Genomic DNA, 14,769 nt, shown 5'->3' with positions numbered 1-14,769 from the left:
TCTCGCTCTTAGCTGCCGGAGATGTTTGGAAGGGTGGGTGAGTGCCAATAGCGAACTTTGCTAACAGGTCGGTACAATGAGTAGCGGGATATAGCACAGTCACTATCGCTGTAAATAAAAACATGTTTTAAAAAACAGTATTGACCTCAAATCTCAAATGAGTAAATTAGTACTCAGCAGCACAATGAAAGTAGTTAGTAAGTTAGTGAATGGAAAGAAGTTCTGGGAAAGCCATTTTGCTTTACAGGCCACGAAGTTTGTTGTTTGGGATGTAGTTGTTTTCAGGCCTCGTAGTGATTGTGCTGGTTCGCAAAATGGTAGTGTTAGCGCGACGATGTAAGGCCTTGTTTTTTTAGTTGATGCTGACGGTTTCGTTTGTTTATGGTAACCGTATGAGCAACGGGCAACGCATCAAAGAGTATATGTCGCGATGGGGATGTGCTTGTTTAGGTTGCCACGCTTAGGTTCTGAAAGCGCAGGCAGGTGTATGACGAGATAAATAGAGGGAGGTTTTTTAGTATTAATGCCCAATATTATCTGTAGTAAACGGGTACATTTGAAAGCAGTATAAATAGCAGTATCATTTTATTAAGTCCATTAATGTTAAATCTGAAGTCTGAAGTACCTTAAAAGCCCTGGCTGCAATGGTCAGGGCTTTTAAGATTACTCCCTCCTTTGAATTGTAAGTTTTCCCAACAAATCATTAATAAAACTAACCTTGATAATTTCCCCAGATGAGCCCCCCGATGCCTTATCGGTTTGGCTGCGCTTAATCAAGGTAAGCACGCTGTGACCTCCTCCCCATTGATCATGTTTCCTCAATGTTAGCCATGCAGTTACAGTTGTTAGAAGAACTGCCAACGTCTGTGCCTCGCTCTTAGCTGACAGAGATCAACCTGTGGCTGATTAGTACCAGGAGAGGACATTGCTTGCATGAAATTCCTGTCGGCTCACAAACAAATAAACCTTTATATTACTGTGTATTTATTTTCGCTGTGTAAACAGTTGGCTTTTTTTTGCACAGTCGAAGCGCTTTTATGTGTATATCAAATAACAGTATCGACTTTTTTTAATCAATATAAAAATAAAGTGTTTTTTTAACCAGTTGATTTTAATAGATTAAAATGCAGGTGAACTGATTGCATCAACAATAGCCCAGGAGCATATATAAATAGCACAGTATCTAAATTATAATTCTTTAACATCCGGTTGATATACGAGGTCAGAATGCGGTTAATTGTCATGCTGTTAAGCTTTGCGCTCTCCACACAGGCTTGGGCGGGCGAACTTTCCAAGCCTGCCGGTAAAGTCCTTTTAACGCTGTCTGGAAATATCGAAAATACAAATGAAGGTGGAAAAGCCGTTTTTGATATCGCCAGCCTTGAGAAACTGGGTCTGGTCAGTTTTCAGACCACTTCTCCCTGGTATGATGGCCGCACTACCTTTACGGGTATTTCACTGCAAAAGCTCATGGATTATGTCGGGGCGAAAGGTTCTGTTGTTAAGGTCACTGCACTCAATGACTACACCACTGAAATCCCCCTCAGTGATTTTAAGAAATACAACGTTATCCTTGCGTTAAAAATCAACGGAGAATATATGCGTATCCGTGATAAAGGCCCGTTGTTTGTTGTTTACCCCTATGACAGCCTGCCTGAGCTGAATAATCAGATTTATTATTCAAGGTCAGCCTGGCAGGTCAGCAGAATGAATATTGAGTAAGGGGTCAGAAGACCAACATGAACAGAATTCTGGCTGGCATCATTTGTTTCCTTTTTATATCTACCGGATATATTTCTTTCCTTGTGCATGAAAGGCAACAAGAGTTACAGAAACTGACGCACTACGCGGCTTCGTGGTCTGCTGCACAGATGGTATCAGAGTATTACCGGTTCGAATCGTTGCTTGGTCTTTACACTATCGATGAGACGATGACGCTGGATGATGTACGCATGCGTCTCGACATTATGCTCAGCCAGAGTGATTTAATGAAAGAAGGTGATCTGAGTAATTACATAGAAAGTAATAAAGCCCATCATGCACTGGCTCTACAGCTTGAAAAGACACTTGAGTATCTGGATATTCATCTTGAGAAAATGAACCGCTCAGAACTCCAGACATACCTGAAAAAAATGCAGACGCTTGACCCACAATTGGCTCGTCTGTCGTCCGGCGCGTTAGACAAAGATATCAACACGATTAATGACGCCAACCTCAAAATTAAAACCCTGTACTATATTTACTCCGCGACATCTGTATTGCTGATAATAATGAGTGCGATTCTTGGTCTGCTGATATTTTATCAAAACAGAAATATTCTGAAGGCACATCTTCAGGTAAAGAGTCTTGCTGAAGCACTGCAGGAATCTAAAGAAAAACTGCAAGTCCAGAATGCAAAGTTGGAGTATGACGTCTACCATGACTCTCTGACTGAGATGAATAACCGCCATTTTTTCTGGGGGAATTTAAATGAAACCATCGAGAACGCAGTAAAAAGCAATAATTCTGTGAATGTGATGTTGTTTGATTTAGATCGATTCAAGGAGGTCAATGATACGTATGGTCATGATGTCGGTGATATGTTATTACGCCAGATATCACAACGTCTGATTTCTATGGGCCTGGCTTCCGATACGCTTTATCGTTTAGGCGGGGATGAGTTTGCGTTTCTCTCGAGTGGCTTGACGGAGAGCGGAGCCATTTCACGCGCCCAACATATATGCGATGCGATCAACCAGCCCTACACGATTTATAATACGATTATCAATATAACCACCAGTGTCGGTATTGTTATCTCAGACACTGAACGCCGCTCCGACTATCTCTATAAATTTGCCGATCTGGCCCTTTATGAAGCCAAAAAGGAAGGCGTTGGTAAGATAAAAGTCTTCCGGCAATGGATGTTAGATAAGCTGCAAGAAAGCCGAACCCTTGAGCATGATATGGCACTGGCGTTAGTGAATAAAGAATTCGTGGTTTACTATCAGCCTATTGTCGATTCTTTCAGCCAGGAAATTTACAGCTATGAAGCCCTTATTCGTTGGATACATCCTCAAAAGGGTATCCTGTCGCCGGACAATTTTATTCCTGTGGCTGAAAAAACAGGAATGATTAACGAGATGGGGAAATCGGTGCTTGAAATGGCCTGCCGGGAAGCCGCTTCCTGGGTGATTCCGACTAAAATTTCAGTCAATGTCTCTCCTGTCCAGCTAAGCAGTAAAACCTTTGCCGGAATGGTGTTGTCCATTCTGAACGAAACGGGGCTTCCCGCTGAGCGTCTTGAACTGGAAGTGACAGAATCCTCTCTCTTTACTGAGAACGATACGCCGATGAATACGCTTAACAGGTTGCGGGCTTTGGGGGTGAAAATCTCCCTGGATGATTTTGGTACTGGTTATTCTTCTCTTTCGCGTCTGAGCAGGCTTGCCTTCGATAAAATTAAAATAGACAAGTCCTTCGTGAATTCGATATCGACACATGAAGACGCTCTTAATATTATCAGGCTCATCACCGGCATGGCGAAATCCCTCAATATGAAGTCCGTTGCAGAAGGTGTTGAAACACAGGAGCAACTGGAAAGCCTTCAGGTGCTGGGCTGTGATTTCATACAAGGCTATCTGTTTGGTAAACCTCAGCCTTATATAGATGGAAAAATTAGATACGGTTAAATGGAAAATGTTCTTTCTGTTGTGAATTCAGGGTCGCGTGCATCGACACGTTGAACTCACAGCTCAAAACAGGCATGAATGTTATCTTTGCTGCCCGCTCTATTTAAAAGGAGCTCTTCAAGATTTCTTGCACATCAAGCATTGGGTTCCTCTGAAAGATGTTGTATGCCATCACTCATCTCTTGTAACTCATTGAACAGTCTTGCCACATGGAAACCATCGCACACGGAATGATGTACCTGAACGGCGAGAGGCAACAATACTTTTCCATCTTGTTGGTAGTATTTTCCAAGAGTGAACATAGGGGCAAAAAAGTTCTGCATATTAGCAACGTTGACATTAAAACTGGTAAAACTTACCCAGGGAATAGCCGATACGAAAAATATATTTTCCCGAGACTCCTCCTTAGGCCAATAAGACAGGTTATTACCATAGCGTGCAATGTCTTCTGAATAAACTTCCTGGAAGTGATGAATATTGCCATCATAGTGGCTCCATAATGATGAAAAGGTCTCTGTTTCATTATGGAAAATGGTATAGCTTGGATGAATTTCATTCCATATGACAAGTTCATCTTTCTTTATGGCCATACGGAACTCTGCATGACTGTTTACGATTTTAGAAAGGAGGAATATAATAGTAGGATAAAACTTCCAGCCAACTTCTTTTATATGTTTTAGTAGCGCGGTAATATCTACCAGGACAGTCTGGTTAATTGTACTTTGAGCAAATGACTGGAATACCTCAAAATGCTCCTTCCTTGCCCAACGAGACAAGTCAACAGGTGTATACTCCAGAGTTGTTTTTTCCATTTCTTAACCTTTGGTTATAAATTATATATCAGATGTTAGTCTAAGTTTTTTTATGAATTAAGCAAGCATATAGGAGCAAAACGGTTTTGGTAGCCAGCGCATTGCATACACAACCTTCTTAGGGGCGACTCAATAATCTCGAAATGAGGCGAAATCCGTAGCATTAGCAGGGGTGTTTTGTATTTCTTGATCATTTTTAATTATGCCATAACCCGGCACTTTTTGCGTAAACCATCTGTCCCGAAGAGTCTGCAATCTACCCGTTTTAGTTAAATGAGTGATAGTGTCATTCACTAACGTTAAGAGGTCATCATTATTTTTCTTCATCAAAATACCCACCAAAAATGGCGGTCCTATTTTAGTGACTTCGTAGATATTATCCTTATCCAATGAATGAACTAAATAGTTTGCCTTCATGTACTCCAGAACCGCGACTGCTACTTCACCGGTTGTTAGCTTTTCGAATGCTGAATTCATGGTGCCTGCTGGTAACATCAGCATATTGAGATTGTCAAAACGATTAGCCCTTCCAATCATGGTTGTGTCTATAGAACCCTTTACAGAAGAGATGCTTCTCCCTTTATAATCATCTAGCCTATGTGCATGGTCTGATTTTTTATGGATATAGGCATCACTGGTGACGTAAATAGGAATGGAAGCACTTAAACTTTCGACCCTGGTTTTAGTGATGAAAGAATTAGAACAATCTAAATCTATCTTTTCACTCTTTATTAGCTCTAATCTTTCGGATAATTTAGTGCTAATATAATTAGCGGTTATTTTTTTAAGTGAGGATTTTTTATTTATGGCACTAATAATTTCACTGCAAATATCAATGGTAAAACCTATAGCCACACCATTGTTTTCGTAGGAGTAAGGTGGAGTGTCATGGTAACCGATGTTAATATACCCACGAGAGATGATTTCATCTAGTGTGGTAGCATGGGGACTCTTAATCGGTAGTAACATAAAAATAAATAGGAAAAACTTCCCTGTGTATTTTTTTAAGAACTTCATTATTCACTACCTTTTGTTTTAGTTCATGAGGCTGAATGCATGGATATTTAACTGTATGGATTTAGAGGGTGCGAAGAACACTTCTTAAGTCGCTATGCCCTTCATTAATAATTTTGTATGCATAAACGGGCATCAACGAACCACGTAGTTTCTCATACCTGTCATTATATTTATTTTATTTTGATATAAAATAATTTTCTTGTGCATGTGGTGATTTTTTTTACGTAATACATCAAATGTTGTAGTCATGTTTTGCGAAGCGAAGGGGTTGTCGGATTTTGGTGTACGATACGTTAATGGGTTGTTGGCAGGTGCTTAATTTTATTCACATCGTTTATTTTTATTAATGAACGAATGATCTCATTTCAATAAAATATCAGTTTTTTTATTGTCGGTGGCATCAGTATTTATAATCAGGCCTGACGAGGCTCTGGCGGGTTTGTTTTGCGCTGAGGGACGCCCTTCACATCACTACATTCGAGAGTTGCAAGTAAATCATTAATATTGATTGATTAGTAAGTTTTATCTATTTGTATTAATCAATGAGCAGAATGAAACTGAACACCCATTTTCTTCCGGAGAAAACATCATGCAACGCTATTCCGCCAGTCTGAGTCTGAAGCGACATCCTGGCGAGAATTTTTTAACCGCGTGTACGACACATATAAAGCAGACGGCGCTGCCGAGGCGATGAAGTTGTTCAACCTATAAAGAGACCGTGTTTCCGGGTGTGATTGAGGTAGGCAATCACGGCGGCACTCGGTTCGTCTTTACGGCTGACCATCATCAGATTAGCCGCCAGCTCCTTTGAATCAAGAACCCGATAAACCACGCCCGGGATCGCCACCTGCGCTAATGGCGCTGGAACAAGGGCGATACCCAACCCGGCTCCGGCCATGGCGAGCACGCTCAGTGAACTGGATATGCGATAAGCAATATGCAAAGCGTCGCCAAGCAGTTTATGGAGTTGCATATCCAGTTGTGAATCCACGTCATTGATTGCGTACATAATCAACGGCTCATGGGCCAGCATATCTACCGTCAGGCTCTCTTTATCAGCGAATCTGTGCTCGCTGGACATCACAACAACCCGTCCCCATTTCCCCACAGATTCGTAGGTTAGGGTTGATTCATGATCCGGATCGTAATCCGGCATATAACCCACATCCAGCGTCCCGTTCTGGATAGCTTCCTGTTGCAGTTGCGGCGCCAGCTCCTGGCATATCAGCTCGGCATCCGGATAGTCCTTATGAAAGGAGCGAATATCCTGCATCAGTCTGCCACTGAATACGGCATTGCCGGCAAACCCAATTCGCACCCGGCCTGTTTCACCGCGAATAGAACGCTGCACGGCAAGACGGGTATGTTCGACCTGCTCCAGCGTGCGCGTGGCTTCGGCCTGCAAAAGCTTACCGGCTTCGGTAAGTTCGACACGACGGCTGGTACGAATTAACAATGGGCCACCCAGCTCCGCTTCAAGAGCTTTAATCTGCATACTCAACGCGGGCTGAACAATGTTGAGCCGTTCCGCCGCCCGGCCAAAATGCCTTTCTTCTGCGACAGTCAAAAAATACTTCAGGTGACGTAAATCCATAAAATGCTCCATTAATCATTAAAAATGATTAATCAGTAAAATCTATCTATTTGAGCTTATCTTATTTTGCGTCCAAACTGAATCCAGTCAACTAAACAGGAACTAAAAACATGCAAAACCAACTACAAGACCGCCAACAACTTAACGACCTGATGAATGGCTGGATGCATCGTGATTTAGGCGAATGGGATCAACTGCGCGATCTGTTCCATCCTGACGGCACGATTGAAATCACCTGGTTTGAAGGGCTGGGAAGCGACTTTGTTGATGGTTCAATGCGAATGGGCGCTTCTGACCTGCGCACCAAACATCTTATCGCTTCGCCTGAGGTGACGTTCAATGAAGCCGGAAATAAAGCCATCCTTCAAACTAACGCCATCATCATTGCTGAGAACGTCAAACTGAATATTGGTTGTGAGTGCCACAACCGTTTTTACGACATGGCAGAAAAACGTGACGGCGTGTGGAAATTGTTCCACCGCCAGAGTGTTTACGATATCGGCACCTTCACCTTCCCGTTAGGCCCGGTGGAAATTGACCAGGCGATTGTGACGAAGTATCCGCGTGAATATGCCGCACTGGCCTATTTGCTGGAGCAGAGCGGGTTCCCGCTTGGGCGCGTATTTGCCACCCGCGGCAGCGAACTGGAAGCCAAAATGAAAGTTGAAGGTAAGCGCTGGTTGGCGGCCTGATCCAGACACACTCACTCTTACTGAAAAACTGAGGTAAAAGATGGTCCAGAGAATCGATGTGCATTCACACTTTCTGCCCGAACGCTACCGTGCAGCACTTGCTGCCGCGGGGCATTCGAAGCCATCGGGGATGCCTGCTATTCCTGAATGGAATGTTAATGAACACCTTGAAATGATGGACCGCAACCAGATTGGCAGCGCTATCCTTTCTGTCTCAGCGCCAGGTGTCCATTTTGGTGACAACGCGGCTGCCCGCGACCTGGCCCGTTATGTAAATGAAGAGGGGGCAAAAGTCGCGCAGGACAATCCCCATCGTTTTGGTATGTTTGCTACATTGCCGCTGCCTGATGTTGACAGTGCGCTGCGCGAGCTGGACTATGCCTTCGATACGTTGAAGGCTGATGGGGTGGTACTGGAAAGTAATTTCCATGGCATCTATCTCGGCGATGCCCGGTTCGATCCGGTATTTGAGGAATTAAATCGCCGACACGCGAAGGTATTCATTCACCCGACGAATCCACATTGCCCGTGCTGCCAAGTTCAGCCGAAGGGTGAAGACGCGGCATCACTTCCGCCAATCGGTTATCCCTTCCCGATGATTGAATTTATGTTCGAAACCACGCGCACGGTGTTCAATCTACTGCTTTCCGGAACGCTTGATCGCTTCCCGAATGTGCAAATTATCGTACCGCATGCAGGTGCGACAATTCCGGTGCTGGCAGATCGGGTGGCGGGTCTTTCTCCTGCGCTGGGTTTACCGGCGAAACTTGATGCATCGAAATTTATGGCTTCATTGCGCGGTATGTATTACGACCTGGCGGGATTCCCACTTCCGCGGCAGCTTAAGGCCTTGCTGGAAATAGCCGATCCGAAACATATCTTGTACGGCAGTGATTACCCTTATACACCGGAGGCGCTGGTCAGCACGCTTGCGACACAGCTTGACGATAGCGCCCAGCTGACGACTGCGCTACGGGCCGATTTTATGCGCAATAATGCCCTTACTCTGTTTCCACGATTTGCTTAAGGGCGCTTTACTAGAGCAGACCGGTTCCCTCCCGGGCGCGTATTTGTGACCTGATCACTCTTGTTAACTATGACGGAATGACCAAGGTAAAGATCCCCGGTCATTCAGAACATTTCTCTGTTGCTGTTGAATGCCCGGGCTGGCGCGTCATCCACCAGAACACCAGCGCCAGCAGGCTGACCAGTGCGCCCAGCAGGCACACACCTTGCCAGCCAAAATGGGCAAAAGTGACGGTCGTTCCAATCGCGCCCAGCCCGCTGCCCACGGCATAAAACAACATATAGAGACCGACCAGGCGGCTGTGTGCTTCTGGGCGGGTGCGAAAAATCAGGCTCTGATTGGTCACGTGCAATGCTTGCCCGCCCAGATCGAGCAGCACGATACCGATTACCAGTGCCCACAGCGAACTTTCCATCATCGAAAGCGGCCACCATGCCAGCACAAGTACCACGAGCGCCATCGCGCTGGTGGCCTGGGCATGCCCCCGGTCTGCCCATTGTCCGGCACGCGCAGCAGCCAGAGCACCGACTACGCCAACCAGCCCGAAAGTACCAATCATGGTGTGTGAAAAGCTGTAGGGCGGGGCGCTTAATGGCAGCGCCAGTGCACTCCAGAAAATGTTGAAGGCGGCAAACATCAACAGTGCCAGTGTGCCCCTGACTTGCAGCATCTTTTCCTCGCGCAGTAGCGTCAGCATCGATGCCAGCAGGCGCGGATAACTCAGCTCGCCAGATGCCAGGGGCAAAACTGGCAGCCGTCGCCACAGCGGAATCGCAATTGCCAGCATCAGGATAGCGGCGCAGAAGTACACCCCGCGCCAGCCTGCCAGGTCGCTGACTGCACCGGAAAAGACCCTAGCCAGCAGCAGCCCGATGAACACACCGCCTTGCGCGGCACCTACCACGCGGCCCTGCTCATGAGGTGCGGCAGCACTTGCCACATAGGCGATAAGCCCCTGGGTCATTGCCGTGCCGAGCATGCCGACTGCGAGCATTGCCGCCAGTAGAGCAGGTGCCGAACGCGCCATTCCTACAGCAACCAACGCGGCCATCAGCGCCAGCAGTTGTATCGCCATCAGGTTGCGGCGATCCACCCGGTCGCCCAGTGGCACCAGAAATAGCAGGGCCAGTGCGCAACCTGTCTGCGTGGCGGTGACGATGCCACCGACCGCCGCATGGCTGATGGCGAAATCCCGCGCCAGTGCGTCAAGCAACGGCTGAGCGTAATAGACATTCGCCACGCTCAGGCCGCTGGCGATGGCGAATAGCCACACCAGGCTGCGTGGCATATTTGCAGGGCGGGTTGATGTGTTTGCCTGGCCTGGCTGTGACACAAGATGAGCATTCATCAGTTAAGGTCCATGTAATCTAGTTGCAAAACAAAACTAATTGAATGCTAGGTCAGGTGGTTTTAAAATGCAACTGGAAGTCTCGCCATTTTAACTAACAGGAAATGCCATGCCTCCCCGCAAACCCCTGAGCAACGAACCTTGTCCCGTAGCACGAACAGTTGATCTTATTGGGGATCGCTGGTCGTTGCTCATCGTGCGAGACGCCTTCGATGGCATTCGCCGTTTTGGTGATTTCCAGCAAAGCCTGGGCATGGCAAGAAACATACTTACCGACAGGCTACAGAAGCTGGTGGGGGCGGGAATCCTTGCCCGGCAAGATGCCTCGGACGGCACCGCTTACCAGGAATACGTGCTGACGCCACAGGGCGAAAGCCTGTTTTCTATTGTGGTGGCGCTGCGCCAGTGGGGCGAGCAGCACCTGTTCGAGCCTGGTGAGCGCCATTCGGTGCTGATCGACAAAAGTACGGGTGAGCCAGTGCCGACGATGGCACTGAAAGCGCAGGATGGATCTGTGTTGCTACCTGGCGCTACGCAGGTGCGGAAAGTGACATGAAGAAATATCAGAACGGGCTGGCATGACGGGCTTTGATCCACTCTTCGCTGACCGGGTGAACAAAATGCAGTTCGCTGGCGTGCAGCATCAGCCGTGGAGTCTGTTCAGTACCTGGTAGCAAAAGTCCGCCATACAGGTCACAGCCTAAAATCGGGTGGCCCAACTGCTGGCAGTGGATGCGGAGTTGATGAGTGCGCCCGGTTTCCGGCGTCAGCTCGACTCGCGTCACTGGCAGTAACGTCCCGTCTTGTTGCTCATGATGAAAACGCTCAATGACCCGATAACCCGAGCGAGCGGGCTTGCCGTTGATGGCACAAATCGACATCAGCGGGAAGAGCGCCGGGTCTTTGGCAATTGGTGCGTCTATCACCCCTTCATTTTCGCTCAGATGCCCGCAAAGCAGTGCGCTGTAAACTTTGGCCACGGTGCGCTGGCTGAATTGCTGGCACAAGGCGGCATTGATCGCTTTATTGCGTGCAACCACCATCAGCCCGGAAGTACCAAAATCCAGGCGGTGGACCAGCGTGCAGCCAGGGAATATTTGCACCAGCCGGTGGTGCACCGAATCCAGGTTTTGCGGGTTTTTCCCCGATAGACTGAGCAACCCGCTGGGCTTATTGATCAGCACCAGATGCTCGTCCTGATAGAGAACCTCTATCTTTTCATGGCACGCAGGGGCAATAAAGGTATCGATAATCGTAGACATCAGGCTGCCCGCAGGGAAAGTGGGAGCGGATGATAACGAATTTTAAACCGTCAGGCGAATCTGGCTTTTCGCCTTGTCATACAGGTTGGCTTTGTGATTTCGATTTTCGAATAACTCGTTGAAACTGATGTGGCTCGGAGTTATTTTTTACAACATCAAAACAGTGAATGGACATTAAAATGAAAAAAATCCGTTGGGGCATCATTGGTACTGGAACGATTGCTAAAAAGTTCGCCGGGACGCTGGGTTACTTATCAGATGAGTGTGAATTTGTTGGTGTGGCATCACGCTCTCTTGAAAATGCAGAAGCTTTTGCAAAGCAATATGGTGCGAAGAGAGCTTTCGGCAGTTATCTGGAACTGGCACAGAGCGCTGATATAGATGCAGTGTATATTGCAACGCCGCACAATTCACATTATGAAAATAGTTTGCTGTGCTTAAAAAATAATAAACATGTGTTATGCGAAAAAAGCTTCACGATTGATGTCAGCCAGGCTGAGCATTTATTTAAACAAGCATCTGATAATGGCCTGTTTATTATGGAAGCGTTCTGGACGAAGTTTTTACCGGCATATGCTGAAATACATAAAATTTTAAACAGCGGAGAACTGGGCGATGTGGTGAATATCGCTGCAGATTTTGGTATTAACCCGCCGGGAAGCAGAAATGATCGTAAAATAAACCCTGAACTGGCCGGGGGCGCACTCTATGATGTGGGTATTTATGTCATCGGTATTACCTGCATGCTGCTGGGGTATAAGCCTGAACGCGTGGTGTCCAATGCCGTGTTATCAGAAGGTGGCGTCGACCTGTCAAGTTTTTACTATATGCAGTATGAAAGAGGGCAAGTTGCTCTGTTAAGTTCATCAGTAGAAGCGTTGTCGCGCCAGCAAGCGGTGGTTCAATGTAAGAATGGCTATATTGTTATCGACACACCACATGCTGCAACAGGATTTACGGTTTACCAGAATGACAATAAAAAAGAGTATAACTTCCCGTTTGATTTCGATGGCTTTGAATATCAATTAAGGCACGCCAACGATTGTATTAGCCAGGGAAAAACGGCAAGTGATATAATGAAACCACAAGATACTATCGCCGTATTAAAAATCATGGATAATATGCGTAAAGAATGGGGCATGAAATTCCCATTTGAAATCTAATTTTACCCACAGGAACAATATCCGGAAGTGAGTTTTCATTTCCGGACTTTGCATAGCCAGCCAGGTTTAACAATAAGCAGCTGATGTTTTTCCAGATAACGAGTTTTAAACCAGCTTGCGAATCTGGCTACGTAGTTATCTGAGGCAGGCAATATACTTTTCGCCTGAACGGCGCACGATCTTATCGGCATTTTTTGCGATCTCTTTTCCCGCAAACGCACCGTAGAGTTTCGAAAATTTCACGCAGCTCAGCTGGCGGATGATGTTGCCGACCGTCACTGCTGGCAGCGGTAGCATATTCGGGTAGCTCCACATGAAGGAGACCGCATCTGCGCCCGGAGTGACCTGAACGGTGTAAAACAAAAAAGCCCGCTTAAGTTTCCTTAAGCGGGCTTTCGAATTTGGCTCCTCTGACTGGACTCGAACCAGTGACATACGGATTAACAGTCCGCCGTTCTACCGACTGAACTACAGAGGAATCGGTTAACGGGGCGCATATTAGCGATTCGGGAGGGGCATGTCAAAGGGTTCGCGAAAAAGTTTTTCGTTTGCTCTTTTTGTGTTCAACTTGTTGAGTATTAAGGCGAATTTGTCATATCTGCAATCGAACAATACAAATCACCCCTCGAGCTATTTCTCTGCTGAATATTAACCATCGTCTATATGCGGACTATATTGGTGCAAAGACGTATAAATCTTGTACATCACTGCTTTATTGTTAACCAGATGTGATCCCCGCTGTAATTTCACTGCATGGTGCCGGAGCGCTTAAAACGGCGCTCTATACTCAAATAAGTCTGAACCAGGCAACCGGTAACCAAATCTGGCAACCATTTTGCTTAATGTTCAAGGCCGTGAAAATCGTAAGGAAACCCCGTATGGAAACCTCGCTGTAACCCACAGGAAATTGACTGGATAGTGCATTTTGTTCGCGTTTTTGCTTTTGAAAATGGCTCTTACACCGTTTTGCATAAACCTCTTTGCTGATTTGCTAAGGAACATACAAATGTCGCTGAAATTGATCAGAAGTCCTCTTTCTCTGGTGTTGGCTGGTTGTCTGGTAACGGCGTTTTCCGCCCATGCCGATATTGTCATTGGCGTTGCAGGGCCGTTTACCGGGCCGAACGCGACGTATGGCGATCAGTACTGGCATGGCGCGACTCAGGCCGCCGAAGATATTAATGCCGCCGGTGGGATTAACGGCGAAAAAATCAAACTGGTCCAGGGCGATGACGCTTGCGAACCTAAACAAGCGGTCTCTGTGGCTAACCGTCTGGTGGATCAGGATAAAGTGAAAGCCGTGGTCGGCCACTTCTGTTCATCGTCCACTATGCCTGCCTCTGAGGTTTACAACGACGCGGGTATTCTCGCCATCACCCCGGGGTCGACCAACCCGCTTATCACCGAGCGAAAAATGAGCGATATGTTCCGCATGTGCGGGCGTGATGACCAGCAAGGGAAGGTCGCCAGTGATTTCATCATCGATAAACTTAAAGCCAAACGTGTGGTGATTATTCACGATAAAGACACCTACGGGCAGGGGTTGGCAGATGCCACCAAAGCGGCACTCGCGAAACGTGGCGTCAATGATGTGATGTACGAAGGCTTGTCGCGCGGTGAAAAAGACTTTAACGCACTGGTCACCAAAATCGGTGCGCAAAAACCAGACGTAGTGTTCTTCGGAGGTTGCCACCCGGAAGCGGGGCCGCTGGTTCGCCAGATGCGTGAGCAAGGCGTGCAGGCTAAATTCTTCTCCGGCGACTGCATCGTAAACGAAGAGATGGTCACCGCTGCGGGCGGGCCGCAATACACCAATGGCATTTACATGACCTTCGGTAAAGATCCTCGCTTAATCCCTGATGGCAAAGCGGTAATCGATAAATTCCGCGCCAGTAAATTTGAACCGGAAGGTTACACCCTCTATTCCTACGCTTCTGTTCAGGCGATTGCCGCGGCCTTTAAAGCCACTGGCGGCACAGATTCAGCCAAAGCCAGTGCCTGGCTGAAAGCAAACCCGGTGGATACCGTGATGGGCAAAAAAGCCTGGGATGATAAAGGTGATCTGAAAGTGTCCGATTACGTGGTTTATCAGTGGGATGATAAGGGCAAATACAAAGAGGTTCAGTAAGGGTTCGGAGTCTCGCTCAACGTCGGTATGCTCAGACATATCGACGCTTTATAAACAC

At 46.9% G+C, this 14,769-nt stretch carries 12 protein-coding genes, 1 tRNA gene and 1 pseudogene; 7 read left to right on the top strand and 7 right to left on the bottom strand.

Annotated features, from left to right (window positions below; all coding sequences use genetic code 11):
• The first annotated feature begins 1,227 nt into the window (after nucleotides 1-1,227).
• Together M975_RS11200 and M975_RS11195 are read left to right on the top strand one after the other, a co-directional pair.
• Nucleotides 1,228-1,722, top strand: a complete 495-nt coding sequence (locus tag M975_RS11200; RefSeq protein WP_064559343.1) for a putative pterin-binding protein — start codon at nucleotides 1,228-1,230, stop codon at nucleotides 1,720-1,722.
• A gap of 17 nt (nucleotides 1,723-1,739) precedes the next feature.
• A complete protein-coding gene (locus tag M975_RS11195; RefSeq protein ID WP_064559341.1) occupies nucleotides 1,740-3,668 on the top strand; it encodes a putative bifunctional diguanylate cyclase/phosphodiesterase in 1,929 nt (642 codons plus the stop codon).
• A gap of 134 nt (nucleotides 3,669-3,802) precedes the next feature.
• On the opposite strand, the gene catA is transcribed toward M975_RS11195, so the two are convergent.
• From catA to M975_RS11180, 3 genes are all read right to left on the bottom strand, one after another.
• The gene (gene catA / locus M975_RS11190) at nucleotides 3,803-4,480 is read right to left on the bottom strand and encodes a type A chloramphenicol O-acetyltransferase (RefSeq protein WP_083967885.1); all 678 of its coding nucleotides are present in this window, start codon (nucleotides 4,478-4,480) and stop codon (nucleotides 3,803-3,805) included.
• A gap of 129 nt (nucleotides 4,481-4,609) precedes the next feature.
• Nucleotides 4,610-5,497 carry a transporter substrate-binding domain-containing protein gene (locus M975_RS11185; protein ID WP_064559339.1) on the bottom strand — a complete coding sequence of 296 codons (888 nt, stop codon included), beginning with the start codon at nucleotides 5,495-5,497 and terminating at the stop codon, nucleotides 4,610-4,612.
• 700 nt (nucleotides 5,498-6,197) lie between these two features.
• Nucleotides 6,198-7,091 (bottom strand): LysR substrate-binding domain-containing protein, encoded by an 894-nt coding sequence (locus M975_RS11180; protein ID WP_064559337.1) that lies wholly within the window; start codon nucleotides 7,089-7,091, stop codon nucleotides 6,198-6,200.
• A gap of 110 nt (nucleotides 7,092-7,201) precedes the next feature.
• Here M975_RS11180 and M975_RS11175 point away from each other — a divergent pair, with 110 nt between their 5' ends.
• Nucleotides 7,202-7,783 (top strand): nuclear transport factor 2 family protein, encoded by a 582-nt coding sequence (locus M975_RS11175; protein WP_064559335.1) that lies wholly within the window; start codon nucleotides 7,202-7,204, stop codon nucleotides 7,781-7,783.
• A gap of 40 nt (nucleotides 7,784-7,823) precedes the next feature.
• Nucleotides 7,824-8,810 (top strand): amidohydrolase family protein, encoded by a 987-nt coding sequence (locus M975_RS11170; RefSeq protein WP_064559333.1) that lies wholly within the window; start codon nucleotides 7,824-7,826, stop codon nucleotides 8,808-8,810.
• A 100-nt stretch (nucleotides 8,811-8,910) separates the two neighbouring features.
• Here M975_RS11170 and M975_RS11165 read toward each other — a convergent pair whose 3' ends face one another.
• Nucleotides 8,911-10,158, bottom strand: coding sequence for an MFS transporter (locus M975_RS11165; RefSeq protein WP_064559331.1), 1,248 nt, complete (start codon nucleotides 10,156-10,158; stop codon nucleotides 8,911-8,913).
• 109 nt (nucleotides 10,159-10,267) lie between these two features.
• On the opposite strand from M975_RS11165, the gene M975_RS11160 reads away from it, so the two are divergent.
• Nucleotides 10,268-10,714, top strand: a complete 447-nt coding sequence (locus tag M975_RS11160; RefSeq protein ID WP_064559329.1) for a winged helix-turn-helix transcriptional regulator — start codon at nucleotides 10,268-10,270, stop codon at nucleotides 10,712-10,714.
• 7 nt (nucleotides 10,715-10,721) lie between these two features.
• Here M975_RS11160 and M975_RS11155 read toward each other — a convergent pair whose 3' ends face one another.
• Nucleotides 10,722-11,420, bottom strand: a complete 699-nt coding sequence (locus tag M975_RS11155) for an RluA family pseudouridine synthase (protein ID WP_064559327.1) — start codon at nucleotides 11,418-11,420, stop codon at nucleotides 10,722-10,724.
• 179 nt (nucleotides 11,421-11,599) lie between these two features.
• Between M975_RS11155 and M975_RS11150 the strand changes: the two genes are divergently transcribed.
• Nucleotides 11,600-12,583, top strand: a complete 984-nt coding sequence (locus tag M975_RS11150; protein ID WP_064559325.1) for a Gfo/Idh/MocA family protein — start codon at nucleotides 11,600-11,602, stop codon at nucleotides 12,581-12,583.
• A gap of 135 nt (nucleotides 12,584-12,718) precedes the next feature.
• Here M975_RS11150 and M975_RS11145 read toward each other — a convergent pair.
• Both M975_RS11145 and M975_RS11140 read right to left on the bottom strand, forming a co-directional pair.
• Nucleotides 12,719-12,934, bottom strand: a pseudogene (locus tag M975_RS11145) (MBL fold metallo-hydrolase); the annotation flags it as partial.
• Nucleotides 12,935-12,985: 51 nt separating this feature from the next.
• Nucleotides 12,986-13,061: transfer RNA gene (locus tag M975_RS11140), tRNA-Asn, on the bottom strand.
• 528 nt (nucleotides 13,062-13,589) lie between these two features.
• Between M975_RS11140 and M975_RS11135 the strand changes: the two genes are divergently transcribed.
• A complete protein-coding gene (locus M975_RS11135) occupies nucleotides 13,590-14,711 on the top strand; it encodes a branched-chain amino acid ABC transporter substrate-binding protein (protein WP_064559321.1) in 1,122 nt (373 codons plus the stop codon).
• The last annotated feature ends 58 nt before the right edge of the window (nucleotides 14,712-14,769 follow it).

The organism is Buttiauxella brennerae ATCC 51605, from assembly GCF_001654925.1.
GTDB lineage: Bacteria > Pseudomonadota > Gammaproteobacteria > Enterobacterales > Enterobacteriaceae > Buttiauxella > Buttiauxella brennerae.
Note: the sequence above shows the minus strand (reverse complement) of the source record. Positions and strands in the feature narration are given on the sequence as shown.

Bases quoted from the DNA above. Each gene is read 5' to 3' on its own strand.
- M975_RS11200 (WP_064559343.1), top strand. From the start codon at position 1,228: ATGCGGTTAATTGTCATGCTGTTAAGCTTTGCGCTCTCCACACAGGCT.
- M975_RS11195 (WP_064559341.1), top strand. From the start codon at position 1,740: ATGAACAGAATTCTGGCTGGCATCATTTGTTTCCTTTTTATATCTACC.
- catA (WP_083967885.1), bottom strand. From the start codon at position 4,480: ATGGAAAAAACAACTCTGGAGTATACACCTGTTGACTTGTCTCGTTGG.
- M975_RS11185 (WP_064559339.1), bottom strand. From the start codon at position 5,497: ATGAAGTTCTTAAAAAAATACACAGGGAAGTTTTTCCTATTTATTTTT.
- M975_RS11180 (WP_064559337.1), bottom strand. From the start codon at position 7,091: ATGGATTTACGTCACCTGAAGTATTTTTTGACTGTCGCAGAAGAAAGG.
- M975_RS11175 (WP_064559335.1), top strand. From the start codon at position 7,202: ATGCAAAACCAACTACAAGACCGCCAACAACTTAACGACCTGATGAAT.
- M975_RS11170 (WP_064559333.1), top strand. From the start codon at position 7,824: ATGGTCCAGAGAATCGATGTGCATTCACACTTTCTGCCCGAACGCTAC.
- M975_RS11165 (WP_064559331.1), bottom strand. From the start codon at position 10,158: ATGAATGCTCATCTTGTGTCACAGCCAGGCCAGGCAAACACATCAACC.
- M975_RS11160 (WP_064559329.1), top strand. From the start codon at position 10,268: ATGCCTCCCCGCAAACCCCTGAGCAACGAACCTTGTCCCGTAGCACGA.
- M975_RS11155 (WP_064559327.1), bottom strand. From the start codon at position 11,420: ATGTCTACGATTATCGATACCTTTATTGCCCCTGCGTGCCATGAAAAG.
- M975_RS11150 (WP_064559325.1), top strand. From the start codon at position 11,600: ATGAAAAAAATCCGTTGGGGCATCATTGGTACTGGAACGATTGCTAAA.
- M975_RS11135 (WP_064559321.1), top strand. From the start codon at position 13,590: ATGTCGCTGAAATTGATCAGAAGTCCTCTTTCTCTGGTGTTGGCTGGT.